The organism is Mycobacterium sp., from assembly GCF_029961025.1.
Lineage (GTDB): Bacteria > Actinomycetota > Actinomycetes > Mycobacteriales > Mycobacteriaceae > Mycobacterium.
In genome coordinates this window covers 49,308-71,702 of the sequence record NZ_JASBVP010000005.1, presented here as the reverse complement: position 1 = coordinate 71,702, position 22,395 = coordinate 49,308, and the positions used below count along the sequence as shown (strand labels likewise).

Annotated in this window: 16 protein-coding genes and 1 pseudogene; 1 reads left to right on the top strand and 16 read right to left on the bottom strand. The window is 66.7% G+C overall.

Going from position 1 to position 22,395, the window contains the following annotated elements; genetic code table 11:
• Positions 1-15 precede the first annotated feature (15 nt).
• A complete protein-coding gene (locus tag QJR12_RS06795) occupies positions 16-885 on the top strand; it encodes an NAD-dependent protein deacetylase (RefSeq protein ID WP_300580080.1) in 870 nt (289 codons plus the stop codon).
• 396 nt (positions 886-1,281) lie between these two features.
• Here QJR12_RS06795 and proB read toward each other — a convergent pair whose 3' ends face one another.
• The 16 genes and pseudogenes from proB to clpX form a co-directional block, all read right to left on the bottom strand.
• Positions 1,282-2,388 carry a glutamate 5-kinase gene (proB, locus tag QJR12_RS06790; protein WP_300580079.1) on the bottom strand — a complete coding sequence of 369 codons (1,107 nt, stop codon included), beginning with the start codon at positions 2,386-2,388 and terminating at the stop codon, positions 1,282-1,284.
• A complete protein-coding gene (gene obgE / locus QJR12_RS06785) occupies positions 2,381-3,832 on the bottom strand; it encodes a GTPase ObgE (protein WP_300580078.1) in 1,452 nt (483 codons plus the stop codon). Before obgE ends, proB begins: the two co-directional genes overlap by 8 nt.
• Positions 3,833-3,943: 111 nt before the next feature.
• Positions 3,944-4,210 (bottom strand): 50S ribosomal protein L27, encoded by a 267-nt coding sequence (rpmA, locus tag QJR12_RS06780; protein WP_300580076.1) that lies wholly within the window; start codon positions 4,208-4,210, stop codon positions 3,944-3,946.
• 16 nt (positions 4,211-4,226) lie between these two features.
• Positions 4,227-4,538, bottom strand: coding sequence for a 50S ribosomal protein L21 (gene rplU / locus QJR12_RS06775; RefSeq protein ID WP_300580075.1), 312 nt, complete (start codon positions 4,536-4,538; stop codon positions 4,227-4,229).
• A gap of 267 nt (positions 4,539-4,805) precedes the next feature.
• Entirely contained in the window at positions 4,806-7,646 is a 2,841-nt protein-coding gene (locus QJR12_RS06770; protein ID WP_300580074.1) for an Rne/Rng family ribonuclease, read from the bottom strand.
• Between the two features lie 297 nt (positions 7,647-7,943).
• Positions 7,944-8,399 carry a nucleoside-diphosphate kinase gene (ndk, locus tag QJR12_RS06765; RefSeq protein ID WP_300580072.1) on the bottom strand — a complete coding sequence of 152 codons (456 nt, stop codon included), beginning with the start codon at positions 8,397-8,399 and terminating at the stop codon, positions 7,944-7,946.
• A 40-nt stretch (positions 8,400-8,439) separates the two neighbouring features.
• A complete protein-coding gene (locus tag QJR12_RS06760; protein ID WP_300580070.1) occupies positions 8,440-8,859 on the bottom strand; it encodes a DUF4233 domain-containing protein in 420 nt (139 codons plus the stop codon).
• Complete coding sequence (locus QJR12_RS06755) at positions 8,856-10,277, bottom strand: folylpolyglutamate synthase/dihydrofolate synthase family protein (RefSeq protein WP_300580068.1); 1,422 nt, start codon at positions 10,275-10,277, stop codon at positions 8,856-8,858. The genes QJR12_RS06760 and QJR12_RS06755 overlap by 4 nt, the downstream gene beginning before the upstream one ends.
• Positions 10,274-12,925 (bottom strand): valine--tRNA ligase, encoded by a 2,652-nt coding sequence (locus QJR12_RS06750; RefSeq protein ID WP_300580066.1) that lies wholly within the window; start codon positions 12,923-12,925, stop codon positions 10,274-10,276. Before QJR12_RS06750 ends, QJR12_RS06755 begins: the two co-directional genes overlap by 4 nt.
• A gap of 88 nt (positions 12,926-13,013) precedes the next feature.
• The gene (locus QJR12_RS06745; protein WP_300580064.1) at positions 13,014-13,601 is read right to left on the bottom strand and encodes a DUF937 domain-containing protein; all 588 of its coding nucleotides are present in this window, start codon (positions 13,599-13,601) and stop codon (positions 13,014-13,016) included.
• A gap of 99 nt (positions 13,602-13,700) precedes the next feature.
• On the bottom strand, positions 13,701-14,984 hold the full coding sequence (locus QJR12_RS06740; protein WP_300580062.1) for a saccharopine dehydrogenase NADP-binding domain-containing protein: 1,284 nt from the start codon (positions 14,982-14,984) through the stop codon (positions 13,701-13,703).
• Between the two features lie 147 nt (positions 14,985-15,131).
• Positions 15,132-15,695, bottom strand: coding sequence for a transglycosylase family protein (locus tag QJR12_RS06735; RefSeq protein WP_300580060.1), 564 nt, complete (start codon positions 15,693-15,695; stop codon positions 15,132-15,134).
• Positions 15,696-16,801: 1,106 nt separating this feature from the next.
• Entirely contained in the window at positions 16,802-17,422 is a 621-nt protein-coding gene (gene mobA / locus QJR12_RS06730) for a molybdenum cofactor guanylyltransferase (RefSeq protein WP_300580059.1), read from the bottom strand.
• Between the two features lies 1 nt (position 17,423).
• Positions 17,424-18,521 (bottom strand): 2-oxoacid:ferredoxin oxidoreductase subunit beta, encoded by a 1,098-nt coding sequence (locus QJR12_RS06725; RefSeq protein ID WP_300580057.1) that lies wholly within the window; start codon positions 18,519-18,521, stop codon positions 17,424-17,426.
• 100 nt (positions 18,522-18,621) lie between these two features.
• Positions 18,622-20,586: a 2-oxoacid:acceptor oxidoreductase subunit alpha gene (locus tag QJR12_RS06720; protein ID WP_300580056.1), complete on the bottom strand. Its 1,965-nt coding sequence runs from the start codon at positions 20,584-20,586 to the stop codon at positions 18,622-18,624.
• Between the two features lie 278 nt (positions 20,587-20,864).
• A pseudogene (gene clpX / locus QJR12_RS06715) lies at positions 20,865-22,141 on the bottom strand (ATP-dependent Clp protease ATP-binding subunit ClpX).
• Between the last annotated feature and the right edge of the window lie 254 nt (positions 22,142-22,395).

Below are 22,395 nucleotides of genomic sequence, written 5' to 3'. Positions count from 1 at the left end.
CCTACGATCGGACACGTGTGGGCCGCCGAACTGATCGCGCTGCTGGCCGGTCGGCGGATCGCGGCGCTGACCGGCGCCGGGATCTCCACCGACTCGGGCATTCCGGACTATCGGGGTCCCGATTCGCCGCCGAGCAACCCGATGACGATCGGCCAGTTCATCTCCGATCCGGCGTTCCGGCAACGCTATTGGGCACGCAACCACGTCGGCTGGCGGCACATGGACGACGCCCGGCCCAATGCCGGGCACTTGGCGTTGGCGGCGCTGGAGCGGGCCGGGGCGGTGACCGGGGTGATCACCCAGAACGTCGACCTGTTACACACCAAGGCGGGCAGCACAACCGTGGTGAATCTGCACGGGAGCTACGCGCGGGTGGTGTGCCTGGCGTGTGGACACACGATGAGCCGCGCCGCGCTGGCCGAGAAGCTGCAGGAACTCAACCCGGGATTTCTGGAGCGGGCCGGGGCGGTCGACGGCCTGGCGGTGGCTCCCGACGCCGACGCCGTGGTCGCCGACACCACCTCGTTCCGTTACCTCGATTGCCCGTGTTGCGGCGGGATTCTCAAACCCGACATCGTTTACTTCGGCGAGAGTGTTCCGAAAGACCGTGTGGCACAGTCTTATTCACTGATCGACCGGTCGGATGCGCTGCTGGTTGCGGGCACATCGCTGGCGGTGTTCTCCGGCTACCGGTTCGTGCGGCACGCGGTGGCGCTGGGTATCCCGATCGCCATCGTCAACCGCGGCCGCACCCGTGGTGACCACCTCGCGACCGTCAAAATCGACGCCGGCTGCTCGCAGACGCTGTCGCTGCTGGCCCGCGGGCTCGTCGGCGATCTCGGCGCACCGGGGCCGGCGCCCGCGCGTCGGGACAGCTCCGGGTGAGGTCCACCGGGAGCCGCCGGCGGCGACCACCGCCACGGCGACGGTGCTACGAGCGCGGGTCGGTATTGCCAACCTGGTCTGTGGTGCGGTGGCGAGGGGTGATCATCGGGTGTGACGCGAGAGTGCCGGTGGCGACGGTGTCTCTCGGGAAACGTGTCGCTGGCTGCACTTTCGCGCCTACACATACACGTGATGCGCCTACACATACATCGGGCTTTGGGCGTGGGCTTGGGTTAGTGAATCACGACGCTGGCGACCGGTGGCAGCGTTTTCGCGCATATTTGACCACTAACACAACCGGTCATCCCATCCGGCGTGTTAGCAAGCCAGGTCCAAACATTTCCAGGTCCGTCGCCACACCCGCGCGACACCTGACCTGTTACCGACCCACGCTCCTTAGATCACCACCAGGTCGTCGGCGTGCACGGCGGGCCGGCGCAGCTCGGCGGGCAATTCGGGCGTCGAGCGGCCCATCATGGTGGCTAATTCGGTGGCGTCGTAGGCGACCACGCCGCGAGCGACCAGGGCCGCGTCCGGTCCGCGTAATTCGACGACGTCACCGCCGTAAAACCGGCCGGATACCGCGGTGATCCCGGCGGGCAGCAACGAGCGACGGTGCCGCGCCACCGCGCGCACCGCGCCTTCGTCGAGGGTCAGCGAGCCGGTGCACTCCGCGGCGTAGCGCACCCAGAAACGGCGCGCCGACATCCGGGCGGGCCGGGCCGCGAAGACCGTGCCCACCGAGGCGTCCGCCAGCGCGATCGCCGCATCGTCGGCGGCGGCCAACAGGACCGGGACCCCGGCGTCGGCGGCCAGTTGCGCGGACGACACTTTCGAGGCCATGCCGCCGGTGCCCAGGTGGCTGCCGCGGCCGGCGATCACCTCGTCAAGGTCGTGGGGGCCGGTCACTTCCGGGATGAAACGGGCGTCGGCCGCTTTGCGCGGATCCCGGGTGTAGAGCCCGTCGATGTCCGACAGCAACACCAGCGCATCGGCACCGATGAGGTGCGCCACCAGCGCCGACAGCCGATCATTGTCCCCGAAGCGGATCTCATTGGTGGCCACGGTGTCGTTCTCGTTGACGATCGCCACCGCGTGCAGCGCCCGCAGCCGGTCCAGGGTGCGCTGGGCATTGGTGTGTGACACCCGCATCGAAATGTCGTGAGCGCTCAGCAGCACCTGCCCCACGGTGCGCCCGTAGCGGGCGAACGCCGCGCTCCACGAGTTCACCAGCGCGACCTGTCCGACGCTCGCGGCGGCCTGTTTGGTCGCCAGATCGGTTGGGCGGCGCGACAACCCGAGCGGTTCGAGACCGGCCGCGATGGCACCGGAGGACACCACCACCACATCGGAGCCGGCCTTCATCCGCGCCTCGATGGCATCGGCAAGCCGGGCCAACCGGGCGGCGTCGAACACCCCGGAGGGTGTGGTCAGCGCGGTGGTGCCGACCTTGACGACAACCCGCCGCGCCGACCGGATGGCGTCCCGGGCCGGGCTAGTCATCGGCCTCATCGGGCAGGCGGCGCCGCCGGCGGGCCGCTTTGCGTTCCGCGGCGCTGACCCGGTTACTGCGGGCCAGGCGCGGGTCGGTGCCCCGGCCCGACATCGCTACCTCGACGCCGGCGGGCGTCTGCGGCTCCCAGTCGAAGGTCACATCGGCGATGCTGACCGCGCAGCCCGGTTGCGCGCCCAGCCGGCGCAGTTCGTCCTCCACCCCCAGGCGCGCCAGCCGGTCGGCAAGGTAGCCGACGGCCTCGTCGTTGCCGAAGTCGGTCTGGGCAATCCAGCGTTCCGGCCGCGCGCCGCGCACCGTGAAACCACCCGGGTGCCGCGGGTCGGGTTCCACGGTGAAGCCCGCGTCGTCGACGGGCACCGGCCGGATCACCGGCCGTCGCCGCACCGGCGGCGCCTGGGCCGCACGGTACGCAGAGACCATGTCGGCAAGCGCAAATATCAACGGCTGCAACCCTTCCCGGGTAATGGTCGACACGCAGAAGACCGGCCAGCCCCGCCCGGCGATACCGTCGCGCACGAACTCGGCGAGCTCGCGGGCCGGCGGCACGTCGATCTTGTTGAGCACCACCGCCCGCGGCCGCTCGGCAAGGTCACCCAGGGCGGCGTCGCCGCGCAGGGTGGGCTGGTACGCCGCGAGCTCAGCTTCCAGTGCGTCGATGTCGGAGACCGGGTCGCGGCCCGGCTCTGCGGTGGCGCAGTCGACGACGTGCACCAGCACCGCGCACCGTTCGACGTGGCGCAGGAAATCTAAGCCCAGGCCCCGGCCCTGCGACGCGCCCGGAATCAGGCCGGGCACGTCGGCGATGGTGAACGTGTCGCCCCCCGCGGACACCACGCCGAGATTGGGGACCAGCGTGGTGAACGGGTAGTCGGCGATCTTCGGCTTGGCCGCCGACACCGCGGACACCAGGGAGGACTTGCCGGCCGAGGGAAACCCGATCAGCCCGACGTCGGCGACGGTCTTGAGCTCCAGCACCAGCTCGCGCTCCTGGCCTTTCTCGCCCAGCAGCGCAAACCCGGGCGCCTTTCGGGCCCGCGACGCCAGCGCGGCGTTGCCCAGCCCGCCGCGGCCGCCGGCGGCGACCTGAAAGCGGGTGCCCGCGCCGACCAGGTCGGCCAGCAACCGGCCGTTCTCGTCGAGGACGACGGTGCCGTCGGGCACCTTGACCACCAGATCCTCGCCGGCGGCGCCATCACGGTTGCCGCCCATACCGTGCTTGCCCGAGGGCGCGACGAGATGCGGGCGAAAGTGAAAGTCCAGCAGCGTGTGCACCCGGGGATCCACGACGAAAACCACGCTGCCACCGCGTCCGCCGTTGCCGCCGTCCGGGCCGCCGAGCGGCTTGAATTTCTCGCGGCGAACCGAGACGCAGCCGTTACCGCCGGCGCCCGCGCGCACGTGCACGACGACGCGGTCGACAAACCGGGACATCGGGCATCTCCTCACTCGATCGGCGGCCTGGGCGCCGACGCCGACGGTGTGCGCAAAACGTGGGTGCGCATCGGCACAACGGCGATTTCGCGGGCCGGCCGCGTGAGAAGGCTAGGCCCCGGCCGGCCCCGCGGGCACGACACTGACGGTCTTGCGACCCCGCTTGACACCGAATTGAACCGCGCCGGCGGCCTTGGCGAACAACGTGTCATCACCGCCGCGTCCAACGTTGACGCCGGGGTGAAAGTGGGTGCCCCGCTGACGGACCAGGATCTCACCCGCTTTGACGATCTGCCCGCCGAACCGCTTGACGCCCAGGCGCTGCGCGGCGGAATCACGGCCGTTGCGCGAGCTGGACGCGCCCTTCTTGTGTGCCATCTCTCGTCGCCTCCCGCTACTTGATACCGGTGACCTTCAAAACCGTCAACCGCTGGCGGTGGCCCTGACGTTTGTGGTAGCCGGTCTTGTTCTTAAACTTGTGAATTCGGATCTTCGGTCCTTTGATGTGCTCGAGCACCTCACCGGTCACCGCGACATTGGCCAGTGCGTGGGCATCGGTGGTCACCGTGGCGCCGTCGACGACCAGCGCCACCGGCAGCGATACCTGCGCGCCCGGCTCGGAGTCGAGCTTCTCCACCTTGATGACATCCCCGACCGCGACCTTGTACTGCTTGCCGCCGGTCTTGACAATTGCGTAGGTCGCCATCGGTGTGTACCTCTTTTTCCCGTTTTCCTGTATTTCGGTCTTTTCCGTCTTTTCGTCTTTTTCGTCTTTTCCCGCGCGCCGCGCGCATGCTGACACGCTACGCGGGGGTGGATCCGAAGCGCCGCCCGTGATCCCTACGGCCGGCTCCTCCTCGGACCACCTTGTGGCCCGCATCGTCACCAGCCCAACACAGCCTGCTCACAGCCTGGCGGCAACTGCTCCAGGCTACGTGACCAGCGGCTATGGGGTCAAACCGGTGCCGGCGGGCTAGTCTCGGTGAACCGGCGGGCCCGCCGGCCGGACGGCCGCCCGGCGGCGGCGCGAACGCCCGGGAGCCGACGCGGTAACCGTCGAGAGCTGCGTTTCACGCCGGTAGCCCTCGTCCCCCCGGGTGTCGGTGGCGGGCTCAACAGAGACGTCTTCCTCATCCGAACCGTGGTCCGAACCGTGGTCGTCATCCGAATCGTCGAGATCCAGATCGTCGTCGAGGTCGAGATCATCGCCGAGGTCATCGTCGAGTTCGACCTCGTCCTCCTCGTCGGCCTCATCGAACACGTCGTCGTCGGCCGCGTCCAGAGCCTCCTCGGCGGTCCCGGCTTCCAGCGCGTGCCTGGTGTCGCCGTCGGTGTCCTCACCGATCGCCTCGGGCGCCAGTTCCGCGGCCCCTTCGGCAAGCTCCTCGTCGGCCCCAGCGGGTTGGCCGTCGCGGCGACTCACGGCCGCGGCCATCGCCTTAAACAGCGGATGCTCACCGGGGGTGTGCTCGGGAACCTTCGCCACCACCGGTTCGTCGGGACGGATCCTCCGTGATCGCCGGCCCCGTCGGCCACCGGACTCGGACTTGCGCCCGGTGGCCTGGGCGGAGTCGACCGGGTCCGTGTGGAGGATGATTCCGCGGCCCCCGCAGTTCGGGCACGGCGTGGAGAACGCCTCGATCAGGCCTGTCCCCAGCCGTTTACGGGTCAGCTGCACCAGGCCCAGCGAAGTCACCTCGGACACCTGATGGCGGGTGCGGTCGCGGGCCAGTGCCTCGGTCAGCCGGCGCAGCACCAAGTCGCGGTTGGACTCCAGCACCATGTCGATGAAGTCGATCACCACGATGCCGCCGATGTCGCGCAGCCGTAGCTGACGCACGATCTCCTCCGCGGCCTCGAGGTTGTTCTTGGTGACGGTCTGCTCGAGGTTCCCCCCCGATCCGGTGAACTTGCCGGTGTTAACGTCGATCACCGTCATGGCCTCGGTCCGGTCGATCACCAGCGTTCCGCCCGAAGGCAGCCAGACTTTGCGATCCATCGCCTTGGCCAGTTGCTCGTCGATGCGCAGCACCGCGAACACGTCCGGTCCGTCACCACCCGGCGGCTCATATTTGGTCAGCTTCGAAGTCAGTTCGGGCGCAACCGAATTCACATATTGGTTGATGGTGTTCCAAGCATCCTCGCCGGAAACGATCAGCTCGGAAAAATCCTCGTTGAACAAGTCACGAATGACCTTGGTCAGCACGTCGGGCTCTTCGTAGAGGGCTATGGCGGCACCGGCGGCCTTCGCCTTCTCCTCGGCGGCGCGCTCCTGGATCTGGTTCCAGCGCTCCTGCAGGCGGGTGATGTCGGCGCGGATCTCCTCCTCTTTGACGCCCTCCGAGGCGGTGCGGATGATCACCCCGGCGTCCGGCGGCACGACCGCGCGCAGGATTTCCTTGAGCCGCTGACGTTCGGTGTCGGGCAGCTTGCGGCTGATCCCGGTCGACGATGCGCCCGGCACATACACCAGATAGCGCCCGGCGAGTGAAACCTGGGTGGTCAGCCGCGCACCCTTGTGCCCGACCGGATCCTTGCTGACTTGCACCACGACGTAATCGCCGGGTTTGAGGGCTTGTTCGATCCTGCGGTTGTCGCCGCCCAACCCGGCGGCGTCCCAATTCACTTCGCCGGCGTAGAGCACACCGTTGCGGCCGCGGCCGATGTCGACGAACGCCGCCTCCATGGAGGGGAGCACGTTCTGCACAATCCCGAGGTAGATATTGCCGACCAAGGAAGCCGAGGCCGCCGACGTCACAAAGTGCTCCACGAGCATGCCGTCCTCAAGCACCGCGATCTGGGTGTAGCGCTCACCCTGGTGCGGCGGTTCGGTGCGGAACTTGTCGCGCACCACCATGACCCGTTCGACCGCCTCACGGCGGGCCAGAAATTCGGCTTCGCTCAGCACCGGTGGCCGACGCCGTCCGGCGTCGCGTCCGTCGCGGCGCCGCTGCCGCTTGGCCTCCAGTCGGGTCGAGCCGTTGATGCCCTGGATTTCGGTGCTCGCCGGGCCGTTGTCAGTGGTGTCGGACCTGTCGATGGTGCGGGGCACCCGTTCGTGCACCACGGTATTGGGGGGATCGTCGGGCAACGGGCCCTCGAGAGAGCCGTTCTCGTCGTCCCCGGAAACCGACTTGCGGCGCCGACGGCGCCGGCGGCGACGGCTGGTGGTCTCCGGCGCACCGTTGTTGTCCTCGTCGGCGCCGGCCTCTTCGAAGTCCCCGTCCTCAGATTCGGACAAATCGCCACCGCTGGCGTCCAGCGGTTCGTCATCGCCGTCGGTGTCGGTTTCGGCGTCATCGCCCAGTTGACCCCGGTTTTCCGGCGCGCCCTGATCACCGCGCCCGCGGCCACGACCACGACGACCACGACGGCGTCGCCGGCCGGCGACCCGCTGCTCGTCCCAGGTGTCATCGAGGTCGTCCGAATCGTCGGTGTCGTCGGGCTCATCCGACGCGATTGGGCGCGGCGCAACGAACAGCGGCATGTAGTCGGCGGGCGCCACCGTGCTTTCGGCTATCGGCCGGGATTCGGGTTCATCGGCCGCACCGGCGTCGCCGGGCCCGGCGCGATCCCCGGACTCAGAAGCTGCGGCACCGCCGACCAACAGCTCGCGCACCCGCACCGCATCCACCCGATCCACGCTGGAATGCGCGCTGCGGATCCGTCCGTCGAGCTGGGTCAGCGCGGCCAGCACCCGTTGGCTGGTCGTTCCCAGCGCGCGCGCCAGCGAATGGACTCTTAACCGCTCGGGCAGATCCTCCCGCTGTGTCAGCTCGTTTGATAGGTCTGAAGATGAAACACCGTCTCCCACGTAATCTCCTCAAGCCCCCGGGCGCGTCATATCGACACGGCCGCGCGAGGGCTTCGCTATGTGCCCGGGTCGCTTCTCCCGGGCTTGTGATGGTCTCGCTCCGAGCGGCCCGCGTGGAACTCACTCGCAGCCGGGTCGAATGATGGCCGGACAGTCCGCGCCGCATCGCCAGTTGCGACCGTCGCGCTTGTCTAAGTCTTCATTCGGGTGTCAGACACCGATCCGGCGACGTTCACCCACGACCAGTATCCCATACCGATACCCGCTGCGACCACGTGCGCCACGGTGCGGGCCGCGTCATCGCCGCTCCCCTGCGGGATCCCTTTCGGTCCGCGACGCAGCCGGGCCGTCGGGAAACCAGAGCGCGATTTCACGCCGGGCCGAATCAGCGGAATCGGAGCCGTGCACCAGGTTGAACTGTATTTCCAGCCCGAAATCGCCCCGAATCGTGCCGGGGGCGGCCTGCTCCACCGGATCGGTGCCGCCGCAGAGTTGGCGAACGGCCGCCACCGCGCTCGGCCCCTCCACGACCGCCGCCACCACCGGCCCTGACGTGATGAACTCCAGCAAGGATCCGAAGAAGGGCTTGCCCTGGTGCTCGGCGTAATGCCGGCGCGCCAGCTCCTCGTCGACCCGTCTGAGCTCCAGCGCGGCGATCGTCAGCCCTTTCCGCTCGATGCGGCCGATGATCTCACCGATCAGACACCGCTGGACGGCGTCGGGCTTGATCACCAGCAGGGTCCGCTCCGTCACGGCGCACAGCGTACCGAACCAAGCACCTCACGCCGGCCGGTCACCGCGGCGGCGACCGCCGATCCGCGAGCGGTTCGTGCTGGCGCGACCGGACTTCGGCCGCAAAATAGGCGATCAGCGCCCACACCGCGGTGAACAGCACCCCGATGAAGCCCACGCCCGGATACACCACGAACCCGGCGATCAGCAGCGCCTGCACCGCCAGATCCACCCGGATCGCCCAGCGGCGACCCTGCAGCCCGATAAGGACCAGCAGCACCCCGGCCACCCCGAGCAGAAACCCCGCCGACCCCGCCGTCAGACCACCACCGACCGCACCGACCACCGGAAGCGCCAGCAGCACCACGATCGCCTCCAGGATCAGCGTGGCGACCAGCACCAGGCGGAAACTCCGCCACGGATCGACCGGCGGGGGCGGCCGGTCCCTCCGGTGTTCGGGACGCTCCGGGCGGTCGATCATTCCGGATCACGACCGAACAGGGCGCGTGCGGCCCCGGCGGTGACCACCGACCCGGTGATGACGATGCCCGTTCCGGAGAATGCGTCCGTCTCGGGAGCTGCGTCATCGAGCACCGCGGTCGCGGTGTCGACGGCGTCGCGCAAGTTCGCCGCGGTCAGCACCCGGTCAACCCCGAATCGCCGCCGCGCCGCCCGCGCCAACGACTCAACATCCAATGCCCGCGGCGACCCGTTGTGGGTGACCACAACCCGGTCCAACACCGGCTCCAGCGCCGCCAGGATGCCGTCGACATCCTTGTCCGCCGGCACGCTGAGCACCCCCACCAGGAAGCGGAAATTAAACTCGTCGGTCAGGGCCCGCGCCAGCGCACCCGCACCCGCCGGGTTGTGCGCGGCATCGATGAACACCGTCGGCTCGCTGCGCATGCGCTCTAACCGGCCCGGGCTGGTGACCGCGCCGAATCCGGCCCGAACAGCCTCGGGGTCGAGTTGTCGTTGCGGCCCGGCGCCGAAAAAAGCCTCGACCGCCGCAAGCGCCACCGCCGCGTTATGCGCCTGGTGTTCGCCGTGCAGCGGCAGGTAGACATCGGAATACACCCCGCCGAGACCCCGCAGTGTCAGCAGCTGGCCCCCCACGGCAACCCGCCGGCCAAGCACCGCGAACTCGGAGTCCTCCCGGGCGATGGTGGCGTCGGCACGCGCGGCCCGCGCCAGCAGCGCCGGCATCGCCGCCGGCATCTGGCGGGCGATGACCACGACGGTGTCGACGTCGTCGGCGTCGCTGATGATGCCGGCTTTTTCACCGGCTATCCCCGCGATGTCGGAACCCAGGTAGTCGACGTGGTCGACGCTGATCGGGGTGATCACCGCAACCGGCGCGTCGATGACGTTGGTGGCGTCCCAGCGCCCGCCCAGACCTACCTCGACCACGGCCACATCGATCGGCGCGTCGGCGAACGCGGCGAAAGCCATCGCGGTGACGACCTCGAACTTGCTCATCGCCGGGCCTCCGGCGGAGCGCGACTGCTCGTCCACCAGCTGCACGTAGGGCTCGATCTCGCGGTAGGTCGCCACATACCGTGCCGGGCTGATGGGGGTGCCGTCGATCGCGATCCGCTCGACCGCCGATTGCAGGTGCGGGCTGGTGGTGCGGCCGGTGCGCATGTGCAGCGCGGTGAGCAACGCGTCGACCATCCGTGCCACCGAGGTTTTGCCGTTGGTACCCGCGATGTGGATCGACGGATACGCCCGTTGCGGTGAGCCGAGCAGATCCATCAGCGCGTGCATGCGGGTGAGGCTGGGCTCGATCCGGGTTTCCGGCCACCGCTGGTCCAGCAGGTGCTCGACCTGAAAAAGCGCCGCCATCTCATCGGGCGTGGGAGCGGTGCCGGTGTCGGGTGGCTCCGACGTGGAAGTCATTGCAAGCTGGCCAGCCTCGCCGTTATCCGGTCGGTTTCTTCCCGGGCCCACCGCTGGCGGTCGCGGATCTTCTCCACCACCGCCCTCGGTGCCTTATCGAGAAAGTCCGCGTTAGCCAATTTGGCTGTCGTGGAGGCCAGTTCCTTTTGCGCACTGGCCAGATCCTTCTCAAGGCGGCGGCGTTCGGCGGCAACGTCGATGGTGCCGGAGGTGTCGAGTTCGACCACCACGGTGCCGCCACTTAACCGGACCTCCACCGACGCCGACGCGCGGAATTCCGGAGTCGGCGCGGAAAGCCACGCCAGTGACGTCACGGCTGCCACCTGTGAGCCGAGATCGGCGTTGTCCGCACCGGCCAGTCGGGCCGGCACCTTCTGCCGATCCGCCAAGCCCTGGTCGCTGCGAAAGCGGCGCACCTCGGTAACCAGCTTTTGCATATCGGTGATCCGTTGCGCAGAAACCGGGTCCAGGCTGATACCCGATGTTTCGGGCCACCGGGCGATCACCAGCGACTCGCCCCCGGTGAGCGCCTGCCATAACGTCTCGGTCACGAACGGGATCACCGGGTGCAACAACCGCAGCAGGGTATCGAGCACCTCGGCCAGCACGGTGGCGGTGTGCGTCCCGCCGGCGGCGAGCTGCACCTTCGCCAGTTCTACGTACCAGTCACAGAATTCGTCCCACGTGAAATGGTAGAGCGCCTCGCAGGCTCGACTGAATTCGTAGCTGTCGAAGGCCGCGTCGACTTCGGCGCGAACCTCTTCCAGGCGTCCCAAGATCCACCGATCGGCATCGCTCAGCTCGGCAAGGCGGGGCAACGGCGCCGGGTGGGCGCCGTTGAGCAGTGCAAACCGGGTGGCATTGAACAGCTTGGTGACGAAGTTTCGCGACGCCCGCACGTGGTCCTCGCCGATGGTCAAATCACCGCCTGGGCTCGCGCCCCGGGCGAGCGCGAACCTCAGCGCATCCGCGCCGAAAAGCTCCAGCCAGTCCAGCGGGTCGACGACGTTACCCTTGGACTTGCTCATTTTGCGGCCGAACTCGTCACGGATCAGCCCGTGCAGAAACACATCGGTGAACGGCACCTGCGGTTTCCGCCGGCCGTCGAGGGTGATGGCGGGGTCATCTGCGACGAAGGTCCCGAACATCATCATCCGGGCCACCCAGAAGAACAAGATGTCGTATCCGGTGACCAAAACACTTGTCGGATAAAACTTCTCCAACTCCGGAGTGTGTGCCGGCCAGCCCATGGTCGAGAACGGCCACAGCGCGGAGGAAAACCAGGTGTCCAGGACGTCAGGGTCCTGCACCCACCCCTCGGGCGGGGTTTCGTCCGGACCCAGGCACACCTGCTCACCATTGGGCCCGTACCAGATCGGGATGCGGTGACCCCACCAGAGTTGACGTGAAATGCACCAGTCGTGCATGTCGTCGACCCAGGAGAACCAGCGCTGCTCCATGCTGGCGGGATGAATCACGGTGTCCCCATTACGAACCACGTCACCAGCAGCTTTCGCCAGCGACTCCACCTTGACCCACCACTGCATCGACAACCTCGGCTCGATGACTTCGCCGCTGCGCTCGGAATGCCCGACGCTGTGCAGGTAGGGCCGTTTCTCCTCGACAATACGGCCCTGCGCGGCGAGCGCGTCGCGCACCGCGACGCGGGCTTCGAAGCGGTCCATCCCATCGAATTGGGTTCCGGTGCCGGCGATCCTGCCCTTCGTATCCATAATCGAGGGCATCGGCAACCGGTGTCTCAGCCCGATCTCAAAGTCGTTGGGGTCATGTGCGGGCGTGACCTTAACTGCGCCCGTGCCGAATTCCGGATCGACGTGCTCATCGGCGACGATGATCAGCTCCCGGTCGATAAATGGGTGCGGCAAGCTGGTACCGACCAGATGACGGTAGCGTTCGTCGTCGGGATGCACCGCTATCGCGGTGTCCCCGAGCATCGTCTCCACCCGCGTGGTGGCCACCACGATGTGCGGCTGAGAGTCGTCAAGCGAGCCGTACCGAAACGACACCAACTCGCCCTCGACCTCTTCGTAGTTGACCTCGAGATCCGAAACCGCAGTCTCTAGCACCGGCGACCAGTTCACCAGCCGCTCGGCCCGATAGATCAGCCCGGCATCATAGAGCCTTTTAAACATCGTGCGTACCGCTCGTGAAAATCCCTCGTCCAGGGTGAAGCGATCGCGGCTCCAATCCACGCCGTCACCGAGCCGACGCATCTGAGCGCCGATGACCCCGCCGGAGTCCCGCTTCCATTGCCACACCATCTCGACGAAACGCTCGCGGCCGAGGTCTTCTTTGGTCTTGCCCTGCGCGGCGAGTTGGTTTTCCACCACGCTCTGGGTGGCGATACCCGCGTGATCCGTTCCCGGCAGCCAGAGCACCTCATAGCCCTGCATCCGTTTGCGGCGGGTCAGGGCATCCATCAGGGTGTGCTCCAGCGCATGACCCATATGCAGGCTACCGGTCACGTTGGGCGGCGGTAGCACGATCGAATAGCCGGGTTTGGTGCTCGCCGGGTCCGCGGTGAAGTAGCCGGCCTGAAGCCAACCCTGGTAGATCGCGCTCTCGACCGCGCCGGGATCCCACGATTTGGGCAGCATGCCGGCGGAACTTTTCGGGCTGGCGGTCACCGCTCGATTCTAAAAAGCGCGCTTAGCATCCGCGAATGCGCCCGAGTTCGCGGGTGATCGGGGCGACTATCACGCCTGCCCGTGACCCTTACTTCTTGCCGCCCAGCAGTCCGCCGAGGATCTCCCCCAGTGCACCGCCCGCTTTGCCGCCCAGCGCGTCGCCCAGGATGCTGCCCAACGATGCGTTGCGGCGGCCGGAAGCCCCACCGAGAATGCTGCCCAGCACGTCGTTGAGCGCGCCGCCGGACGCCCGTTCCGGCACGGGCGTGCTTTTCTGGGTCAGCTGCTTGCCGATGTAGGCAAGCACGATCGGAGCCAGGATCGGCAGCAGCTTCTGGAACAGGTCGCTATTGCCGCCCGCGGCGCTCGAGAGCGCCGCGGCGACCTGCCCGGTGTCGTTGCCGCCGAAGATTTTCGCGACTGCCAGCCGGCCGTCGGCCTGGTCGACCCGATCCAGGCTGACCCCGGTGTCCAGCAGGCCGGTGGCCGCGTGACTGCTGACCTCCGATGCGATCGCCCAGGCGTGGTCGGGATCCTGTGCGTTGTGGTGCAGGCCCCCGACGAGCGCGGGCACCAGTGTCTGAATTGCGCTGCCTACTTCGCTTTCGTCGACGCCGAGCCGGCGTGCGATGTCCCCCACGGGGATTTGGGCGAAAAGATCATCCAGGCCGGCCATTGTTGATCACCTTCGTCGCTGGGATGTGTGTTGTGGTGGTGCATCGATGACACTAGTGCAAGTGGCCACGATTGACAGTGGTTCGAGCGGAGCAACCGGTCACCGGTCGGTCGCGGCCGGCATCGGCCCAAGCCGAATCGTCTCCAGCGACACGCCCGCGGCCGGGAGCCGCGCCAGCAGCGCGTCGCCCATCGCAGCAGCCGGTGTGAGCACGCCACGCAGGTCCGACAGCTTGTCGCGGTCCATCGCGAGCGCCAGGCCGCTCTCGCCCAGCAGTACCGACGTCGCCTTATAACCGGGGTCGCCGTGCTGGGTGATCTTCGTCAGGTATCGGGTTCCGGTGGTCGTGGTGGTGTAGGTCTCGGTCTGGTAGTAGCCGCGTTCGCGGGTGGCGGCACTGGGGCCGGTGCCCGATCTGGGGGCGATCCGTTCGATGAGCCGGTGCGGAAGCAGCCTGAAGTACCGGCCGCCCAGCCCGAACAGCGCGCTGGTGCCGCCGGTCATGATGGCCGACACCACCGGAGCCGTGAAGACCCCCGATCCCACGCTCAGGTGTTCGGCGTAGCGAAATCTCCGCCCGTAAGCCCAGCCCAGCAATGCGTTGCTGCGCCGCACAATTCGAGTATTGTACGGCGCCATCAGAAACCCCGCCGTCCAGATTCCGGTCAGCTCCGGGGCTATCTCACCACCACGACGCCACGGTAAATCCGGCTGCGGTCCCAGTTCGGGTTCTGCGCTGCGGTCCGGGCTTAACGTGTAGGGGTCGGCGAGCCGACGCCGCGCGTCGGGATCACTCGAAGCGGTCTGCAGCACATCGATCATCGACGCGATCGTGCCGCCGGATACCCCACCGGAGAAGCGACGCAGCACGAAGTCGGTGTTGATGAGTTCTCCGGCACCCTCGTCGCGCGCCTTGCGATACAGCGCGTAAACACTCAGATCTGAAGGGATAGAATCGAATCCGCAGGCGTGCACGATTCGGGCGCCGCTGTCGACGGCCTGTTTGTGGTGGCAGTCGATGCTGGCGCGCACGAACATCGCTTCGCCGGTCAGATCGGCGTAATCGGTTCCTGCCGCAGCGCATGCGGCCACCAGCGGCAACCCGTACCGGGCATAGGGTCCGACGGTGGTGACCACCACCTGTGTCTGGGTTGCCATCGCCCTTAAAGTCGCCGGCTGCGAGGCGTCGGCTACCAAAACCGGCCACGAGCGCGCCGATTCCGGCAGGGTTTTGCGCACCGCCTGCAAGCGGTCGATCGACCGGCCGGCCAGCGCGATGCGCGCATCCCCACCGGCGCTGGCCAGGTATTCGGCGGTCAACTTGCCGACGAAACCGGTCGCCCCGTACACGACGATGTCGAAATCCCGCGACCCAGCCATCACCCTGACGCTACTCGCAGCGCTTCCGGTCGCTCGGCGCATCCCCGAATGGCGGTCGGTGGGCACCGACCGGCGACCGTGGGCCTGCCGCACCCGATGCGCAGGCGGTGCCGGCCCGCCGGCCGGCACCGCCTGCGCATGTTCGGGCGCTTAGCCGCGCCGGCCGCAGACCGGCCAGGCGCCAAGGCCCTGGGTGCGCAGCACGTTCTCGGCGACTCGGATCTGCTCCTCACGACTCGCGTTCGCCGGGGATCCGCTGCCACCGTTGGCCGCCCAGGTACCGGGGGTGAACTGCAAGCCACCGGAGTAGCCATTACCGGTGTTGATCGACCAGTTGCCGCCGGATTCACACTGCGCGATTGCGTCCCAGTTGACGCTGTAGGCCTTCTGCGGGGCCGGGTGCACCGCCGGCGCCTCCGCAGCGGGAGCCGGTGCCGGCGCGGCGGGCGCCTCCGGAGCAGCCTCCGGCGCGGGCGCGTCGGCAGCGTCGGACTCGGCGGCCTCGAGCGCCTCAGGTGCGGCTGGCTCGCCGGCCTCCGGGGTCCGTTCTTCCGCGGCCACGGCGGCGGGCTCCTCGGCGGCTGCGCCGAAGGCCGCGCTCACATCCCACGCCTCGCCCTCCGCATACGCGGTGCCAACGAATGGCGCGCTCGGCGCCACCGTGAGCGCCCCTGCGATCCCGGCAATGATGAGCGTCTTCTGGACGTTCTTCAATATCGTTCCTTTCGCGCTGCGCGCGCCGACGCCAGCCCCACGATGGGGCGGGATGCCTTGGTCGGGGGATTGGCGCTTCGGGAGGTGCCGTCTCGTTCCGGCACCCCAGCGGGGACACGCTCTGCCCGGCGGGCCCGGTGCCCGCCGGCCGCGACGCGGTGGTTGCCGCCCGCAGCCCCGCTCACGCGCGGATTCGTGGATTTAATTTTGGTTTGCCCCTAAAAGGGCCGAGTGGCACCGTATGAGACTGAATTGATTTCGTCATCTCGAAGAATGCTGTATATCTGTCCAATAACATGTTGGTAACGAATCAATAGATAGCTCGTTTTCCCAGCTACAGACCGAATTTTTCGTCCGCGCTAACGTCGGACCCTCACGACGTGGGTGTGAGTTAAATCACGCAAATTTTGTGATCCCGGCCACTGATGTGACAGCGGTGGCGGCCTGTCATTCCGGAAGGTCCGTCAGCGCCTGCCGCCGACACAGATGATCCCTCGGTTGCTCGGTTGCGCGAGCTTACCGTCTACTCCGGCGACAGAAAATCACCCGGCCGACCTGCCGATGACAGATCGATCTAAATATCCTGCGCTCCAGGCGATTTGCAATGACCATCTCATCGGCGGCGAACTCAATAGAACTCAATAGCGCCGCCGCACTCCGCTTCGGGATGGCCCTGTCGAGCCGTCAGCTGGTTCGTCAATTACCTTATCTGCAAGCATATCTCGATAGATTGCAACGGCCCGCCACCGCAGGCGGCCGCCGTGAAAGGGAGCCCGGCCGGGCATGAGCACCTGATCTTCACGGACCCGACAAGGCGCCCGGAAAAACTTCGAGCCCGACACGGCTCCGGAACTAATTTCGCTGGGTCTATCTTCCTGATTTCGCACGCCAAACTCTCACCGCCGCAACCCAATACGGGCGAGCATAGACCCAGACGTTGGGGTGGTGAATTGGCACATTGCGGACCGTTGCGATATTTCGGGATGCGATAATACAGTTTGGTAAATGGCTGAATTTATAGCGAAAATATAAAATAGAATGAAGTTGCCTTATAAACACCCGAGATGGCATTCCGCCGGACCCAGGGGGTGTGCTCTAGCGCCGACCTAATCCGGGAGCGGTCGCAGTCCACGACAGTCGGCAGGGGAGTTGATATTTGCCAGCGGCCGCGAATCCGACATCACGATTCGCTGGGCGTCGACCGAGTCGACCAAGGCGCGCATCGCCCGCTCGCCGCTCGCCACCAGCGCATCGACCGGCGCCGCCAACGCGGTCCGATACACCGCGGTCAGATAGTGGTCCTGGCCGTCCCAGGGCAACACCACGTCGGCGCCTAGCCGGGCGGCCCGGCGGGCGAGGTCATCGATCAAATCGACCGTCAAAAACGGCATGTCCACGGCGCACACAAACGCCCACTCCGCGCCGGCCGCCGCGGCGGCGTGCAAGCCACGACCGGTCGCGAGCAACGGGCCTTGCCCGCGTACCTCGTCGCGCACGATGCGCGCTGGTACCGGGGATATCGGCTGGCCCGGCGCTGCCATCACGAAAACCGGCTGACACCGCCGCGCCAGAACGCCCACCACGTGCTCCACCATCGTGATGCCGCAGCGGCCGGCGATCCCCTCGGGAACAGCCATGGTGGCCTTGTCACGCCCCATGCGTCGCGATGCGCCTCCCGCCAGCACCACCCCGGCCAGGGCAACCGGTTCGGATGCCGCAGAATTCACGTCAGGTAACGGTCCAGGTGTCGTTCCCGCGCAACAGGGATTGCAGGGCGGCCGCGTCATAGGGCTTGGTGTTTTGGGCGGCGCGGACCTGGGACCGGGCGGCGTCGTCGTAGGTGACCCGACGGACCTGGCGTAACACACCCAGCACGGTGTGCTCGAGATTCTGATCGGACAGCCGCGACAGCGCGAACGCGTACGCAACGTCTTCGGCGTGCGCGTCGTGCACGACGATGTCCTCGGCGGCAACATCAGCGGTCTTGGCCACATCGAGCCCGAACCCCGATCTCACCACGCAATATTCGCCGTTAGCGCCGAAGGTGATCGGCTCGCCGTGACGCACCTTGATCACCCGCTCGTCCGCGCCCTCCTTGCGAAGCGCGTCAAACGATCCATCGTTGAAGATCGGACAATCCTGCAGGATCTCGACCAAGGCCGATCCCCGATGCTGCGCGGCGGCGCGCAGCACCTCAGATAAGCCCTGGCGATCGGAGTCCAACGCCCGCCCCACGAAGGTTGCCTCGGCGCCCAGCGCTAACGACACCGGGTTGAACGGCTGATCGAGCGACCCCATCGGGGTCGACTTGGTGATCTTGCCGATCTCCGATGTCGGCGAATACTGCCCCTTCGTCAGCCCGTAGATCCGGTTATTGAACAGCAGGATCGTGATGTTGACGTTACGGCGCAGCGCGTGGATCAGGTGATTGCCACCAATCGACAACGCATCACCATCACCGGTGATCACCCACACCGACAGATCGGGCCGGGCCAGCACCAGGCCGGTCGCGATGGCGGGGGCCCGGCCGTGGATCGAATGCAGGCCGTAGGTTTCCAGGTAGTACGGGAAGCGGCTGGAACAGCCGATGCCACTGACGAAAACGATGTTCTCCCGGCGCAGCCCGAGCTCAGGCAGAAAGTTGCGGATAGTGTTGAGGATGACGTAGTCCCCGCAGCCCGGGCACCAGCGGACTTCCTGATCGCTGGTGAAGTCCTTAGCGTTCTGCCGCTGATCGGTGGTGGGCACGCCGGTGTTTTTCGACAAGTTATCAGCTGCCGCCAGATCCAGCTCCGCGACCGCCGGATCGCCGATCAGGCTTCTCATTTGCGCCGCTCCTCCTCATCGCTTCGCTCTGCATCGTCGCCGGCGGATCTCATGTGCGCGCCGCTCCTTTTCATCGCGTCGCTCTGCATCGTCGCCGGCGTCATGCGTGAGCTCCCGCCCCGACCGTTGCAGCCGCCAATCTGGCGACCATCGTCTTGTCTTGCTCGATTTCGGCGAGCGTCCCCCCCAGCGCGGCGCGAATCACGCGTGCCACCTCGTCGGCCCGAAACGAGACACCCTGAACCTTGGTGACCGATTGCACGTCGACCAAGTACTTGCCGCGCAGCAGCAGCGCCAGTTGGCCCAAGTTCATCTCCGGTGCCACCACCTTGGGGTAGCGGCGCAGCACCTCACCCAAGTTGGCCGGGAACGGATTGAGGTAGCGCAAATGGGCGTGCGCAACTTTGAGGCCCTTACGCCGTACCCGCCGACAGGCCTCACCGATCGGACCGTAGGAACTGCCCCACCCGATCAGCAGTAGCTCGGCGTCCCCCGTCGGATCGTCGACTTGTAGGTCGGGGACGCGGATACCGTCGATCTTCTCCCGGCGCACCCGCACCATCAGATCGTGGTTGGCCGGGTCGTAGGAGATCTCGCCGGAGCCGTTGGCCGACTCCAGCCCGCCGATGCGGTGCTCCAGACCGGGGGTGCCGGGAACGGCAAATTGGCGGGCAAGAGTTTCCGGGTCGCGCGCGTACGGCTGGAACGGCTCACCGGCGCTGACATAGTTGTGCTCAACGGGCGCCAACGCGCTGATGTCGGGGATACGCCACGGCTCGGACCCGTTGGCGATGGCACCGTCGGACAGCAGCACCACCGGGGTGTGATAGGAGACCGCAATCCGCACGGCCTCAAGGGCAGTCTCAAAACAATCGCCCGGTGACCGCGGTGCCAGCACCGCGACCGGGGACTCGCCGTTGCGACCGAACATCGCCTGCAACAGATCGGCCTGCTCGGTCTTGGTCGGCATACCCGTTGACGGGCCCGCCCGCTGCACGTCGATAACCACCAGCGGCAGCTCGGCCATCACCCCAAGGCCGATGGCCTCGGATTTCAGAGAAAGACCGGGACCCGATGTGCTGGTGACGCCGAGCGCTCCCCCATATGCGGCCCCCAGCGCCGCGCAGACACCACCGATCTCGTCTTCGGCCTGGAAGGTGATCACGTTGAAGTTCTTGTGCTTGGCCAACTCGTGCAGGATGTCCGACGCGGGCGTGATCGGGTAGCTGCCGAGAACCACCGGGATGCCGGCCAGCTGACCGGCAACGACGATCCCGTAGGCCAGCGCGGTGTTGCCTGAAATCTGCCGATACTCACCGGGTGGCAGCTTCGCCGGCGGAACGGTATAGCTGGTGCCGAAGGCCTCGGTGGTTTCCCCGTAGTTCCAGCCCGCCTTCAGGGCGAGAATGTTGGCCTCCGCGATGTCGGGCTTGCGGGCGAATTTATCCCGGATGAAGGCTTCGCTGTGCTCGAGTTCGCGCCCATACATCCACGACAGCAGGCCCAGCGCGAACATGTTCTTGGCGCGCTGGCCGTCCTTCTTCGAGACACCGCTCGCCTCGACGGCCCCGAGGGTCAGCGTGGTCATCGGGACGGCATGCACCACGTACTCGGACAGCTCGTCATTCTCCAACGGGTTGCCCTCGTAGCCGACTCTGGCCAGGTTGCGTTTGGTGAATTCGTCGGAGTTCGCGATGACCATTCCGCCGCGCGGCAGATCGTCGATGTTGGCCTTGAGGGCCGCCGGGTTCATGGCCACCAGCACGTCCGGTCGATCACCTGCGGTGAGGATGTCGTGATCGGCGATTTGAATCTGGAAGGACGAGACTCCGGGCAGCGTGCCCGCCGGTGCGCGAATCTCAGCCGGAAAGTTCGGTTGGGTCGCCAGGTCGTTACCGAAAAGCGCTGCCTCCGAAGTGAACCGGTCGCCGGTGAGCTGCATACCGTCACCGGAGTCCCCGGCGAAACGAATGACAACGTTCTCCAGTTGCTGCCGCCGTGCCGGCCGTGCGCGGCTACTATGCGATTCTGACCCTGGATCGGCTCCGTTGCCGTTCGGCTCCACGTCCCCGCCTTCCGTTGCTGTTCTGGCGTAGGGATACTCTGCTCTGCGACTTCAGATCCTTGTCTGTGCCCGCAGCGGACTCCCTTCCCGCCTATTCATGTCACCAGCAGTGCCGATTATTCCCATGCTGACGGCCATGCTACCGATCCGCCACCCTACGCCCACGTCAAGCCAGGCGCCGCCGATACCCGACACGGCGGTTTTATGGTGTTGCTCACAACCGCCGGCGCCCAAAGTGAAACCCCCACCCCCGCAGGGCGGTGGCACCGGCGTCGCGGTCAGGCGGTTTTGTCACGCCGCTCGGTGCGCGCAGGCTTACGCGGCACGATCGTCGGCAGCACGTTGTCTTGGACGGTCTCCTTGGTGACCACGACCTTGGCGACGTCATTGCGGCTGGGGATGTCATACATCACCGGCAGCAAGACTTCCTCCATGATCGCGCGCAATCCGCGAGCACCGGTGCCCCGGTGAATCGCTTGGGCGGCGATGGCTTCCAGCGCTTCTTGGGTGAACTCCAACTCCACGCCGTCCATCTCAAAAAGTCGGGTGTACTGCTTGACCAGGGCATTCTTGGGTTCGGAAAGTATCCTGACCAGCGATTCCAGGTCCAGGTTGGTCACCGAGGCCACCACCGGCAGCCGGCCGATGAATTCCGGGATCAACCCGTATTTGATCAGGTCCTCGGGCATCACCTCGGCGAAATGGTCGGTGGTGTCGATGTCGGCCTTGGAGCGCACCTCGGCGCCGAAGCCCAGACCGCGTTTGCCGACGCGGTCGTAGATGATCTTCTCCAACCCGGAGAACGCACCCGCGACGATGAACAGCACATTGGTGGTGTCGATCTGGATGAACTCCTGATGCGGATGCTTGCGGCCACCCTGCGGAGGGACCGATGCCTGGGTGCCCTCCAGGATCTTCAACAACGCTTGCTGCACGCCCTCCCCGGAGACGTCGCGGGGATCGACGGGTTCTCGCTCTTGCGGGCGATCTTGTCGACCTCGTCGATGTAAATGATGCCCGTCTCGGCGCGTTTGACGTCGTAATCGGCCGCCTGGATCAGCTTGAGCAGAATGTTCTCGACGTCCTCGCCGACGTAACCCGCCTCGGTCAGCGCGGTGGCGTCGGCGATGGCAAACGGGACGTTGAGCATCTTGGCCAGCGTCTGAGCCAGATAGGTCTTGCCGCAGCCGGTGGGCCCGAGCATCAAAATGTTGGACTTGGTCAGCTCGACCGGCTCACCTGACCGCGAGCCTTTGTCCCCGGCCTGGATGCGCTTGTAGTGGTTGTAGACCGCGACGGCCAGTGTTTTCTTGGCGTTTTCCTGGCCGATGACGTAGCTCTCCAGGAATTCATGGATCTCGGCGGGCTTGGGCAGTTCATCGAGTTTGACGTCGTCGGCGTCGGCGAGCTCCTCTTCGATGATCTCGTTGCACAGGTCGATGCACTCGTCACAGATGTAGACGCCCGGCCCCGCGATGAGCTTCTTAACCTGCTTTTGGCTCTTGCCGCAGAACGAGCACTTCAGCAAATCACCGCCGTCTCCGATGCGCGCCATGGTGCTGAGAGCCTACTTCCTGTTCGCCGTTGGGGCGTGGTGTATCGCCCTGTGTCCCCGACGCTACCCGCTTGCTCCGGCGCTCCGCGACCCGTAGGGCCGAATCGCGTCGGTGGTATTTACCGTCGGCCGCTGTGAACATATCGCCCGACGGGGCCCGCCACCCAGCGAGCACGCCAACTGTGTCCTTGGCGTGTCGCGGGCGTTACTTGCCGACGACCGCGCACCACCGTCCAATCCTCCGGAAGACGCCC

Bases quoted from the DNA above. Each gene is read 5' to 3' on its own strand.
- QJR12_RS06745 (WP_300580064.1), bottom strand. From the start codon at position 13,601: ATGGCCGGCCTGGATGATCTTTTCGCCCAAATCCCCGTGGGGGACATC.
- proB (WP_300580079.1), bottom strand. From the start codon at position 2,388: ATGACTAGCCCGGCCCGGGACGCCATCCGGTCGGCGCGGCGGGTTGTC.
- QJR12_RS06725 (WP_300580057.1), bottom strand. From the start codon at position 18,521: ATGAGAAGCCTGATCGGCGATCCGGCGGTCGCGGAGCTGGATCTGGCG.
- QJR12_RS06755 (WP_300580068.1), bottom strand. From the start codon at position 10,277: ATGACTTCCACGTCGGAGCCACCCGACACCGGCACCGCTCCCACGCCC.
- obgE (WP_300580078.1), bottom strand. From the start codon at position 3,832: ATGTCCCGGTTTGTCGACCGCGTCGTCGTGCACGTGCGCGCGGGCGCC.
- rplU (WP_300580075.1), bottom strand. From the start codon at position 4,538: ATGGCGACCTACGCAATTGTCAAGACCGGCGGCAAGCAGTACAAGGTC.
- QJR12_RS06760 (WP_300580070.1), bottom strand. From the start codon at position 8,859: ATGATCGACCGCCCGGAGCGTCCCGAACACCGGAGGGACCGGCCGCCC.
- rpmA (WP_300580076.1), bottom strand. From the start codon at position 4,210: ATGGCACACAAGAAGGGCGCGTCCAGCTCGCGCAACGGCCGTGATTCC.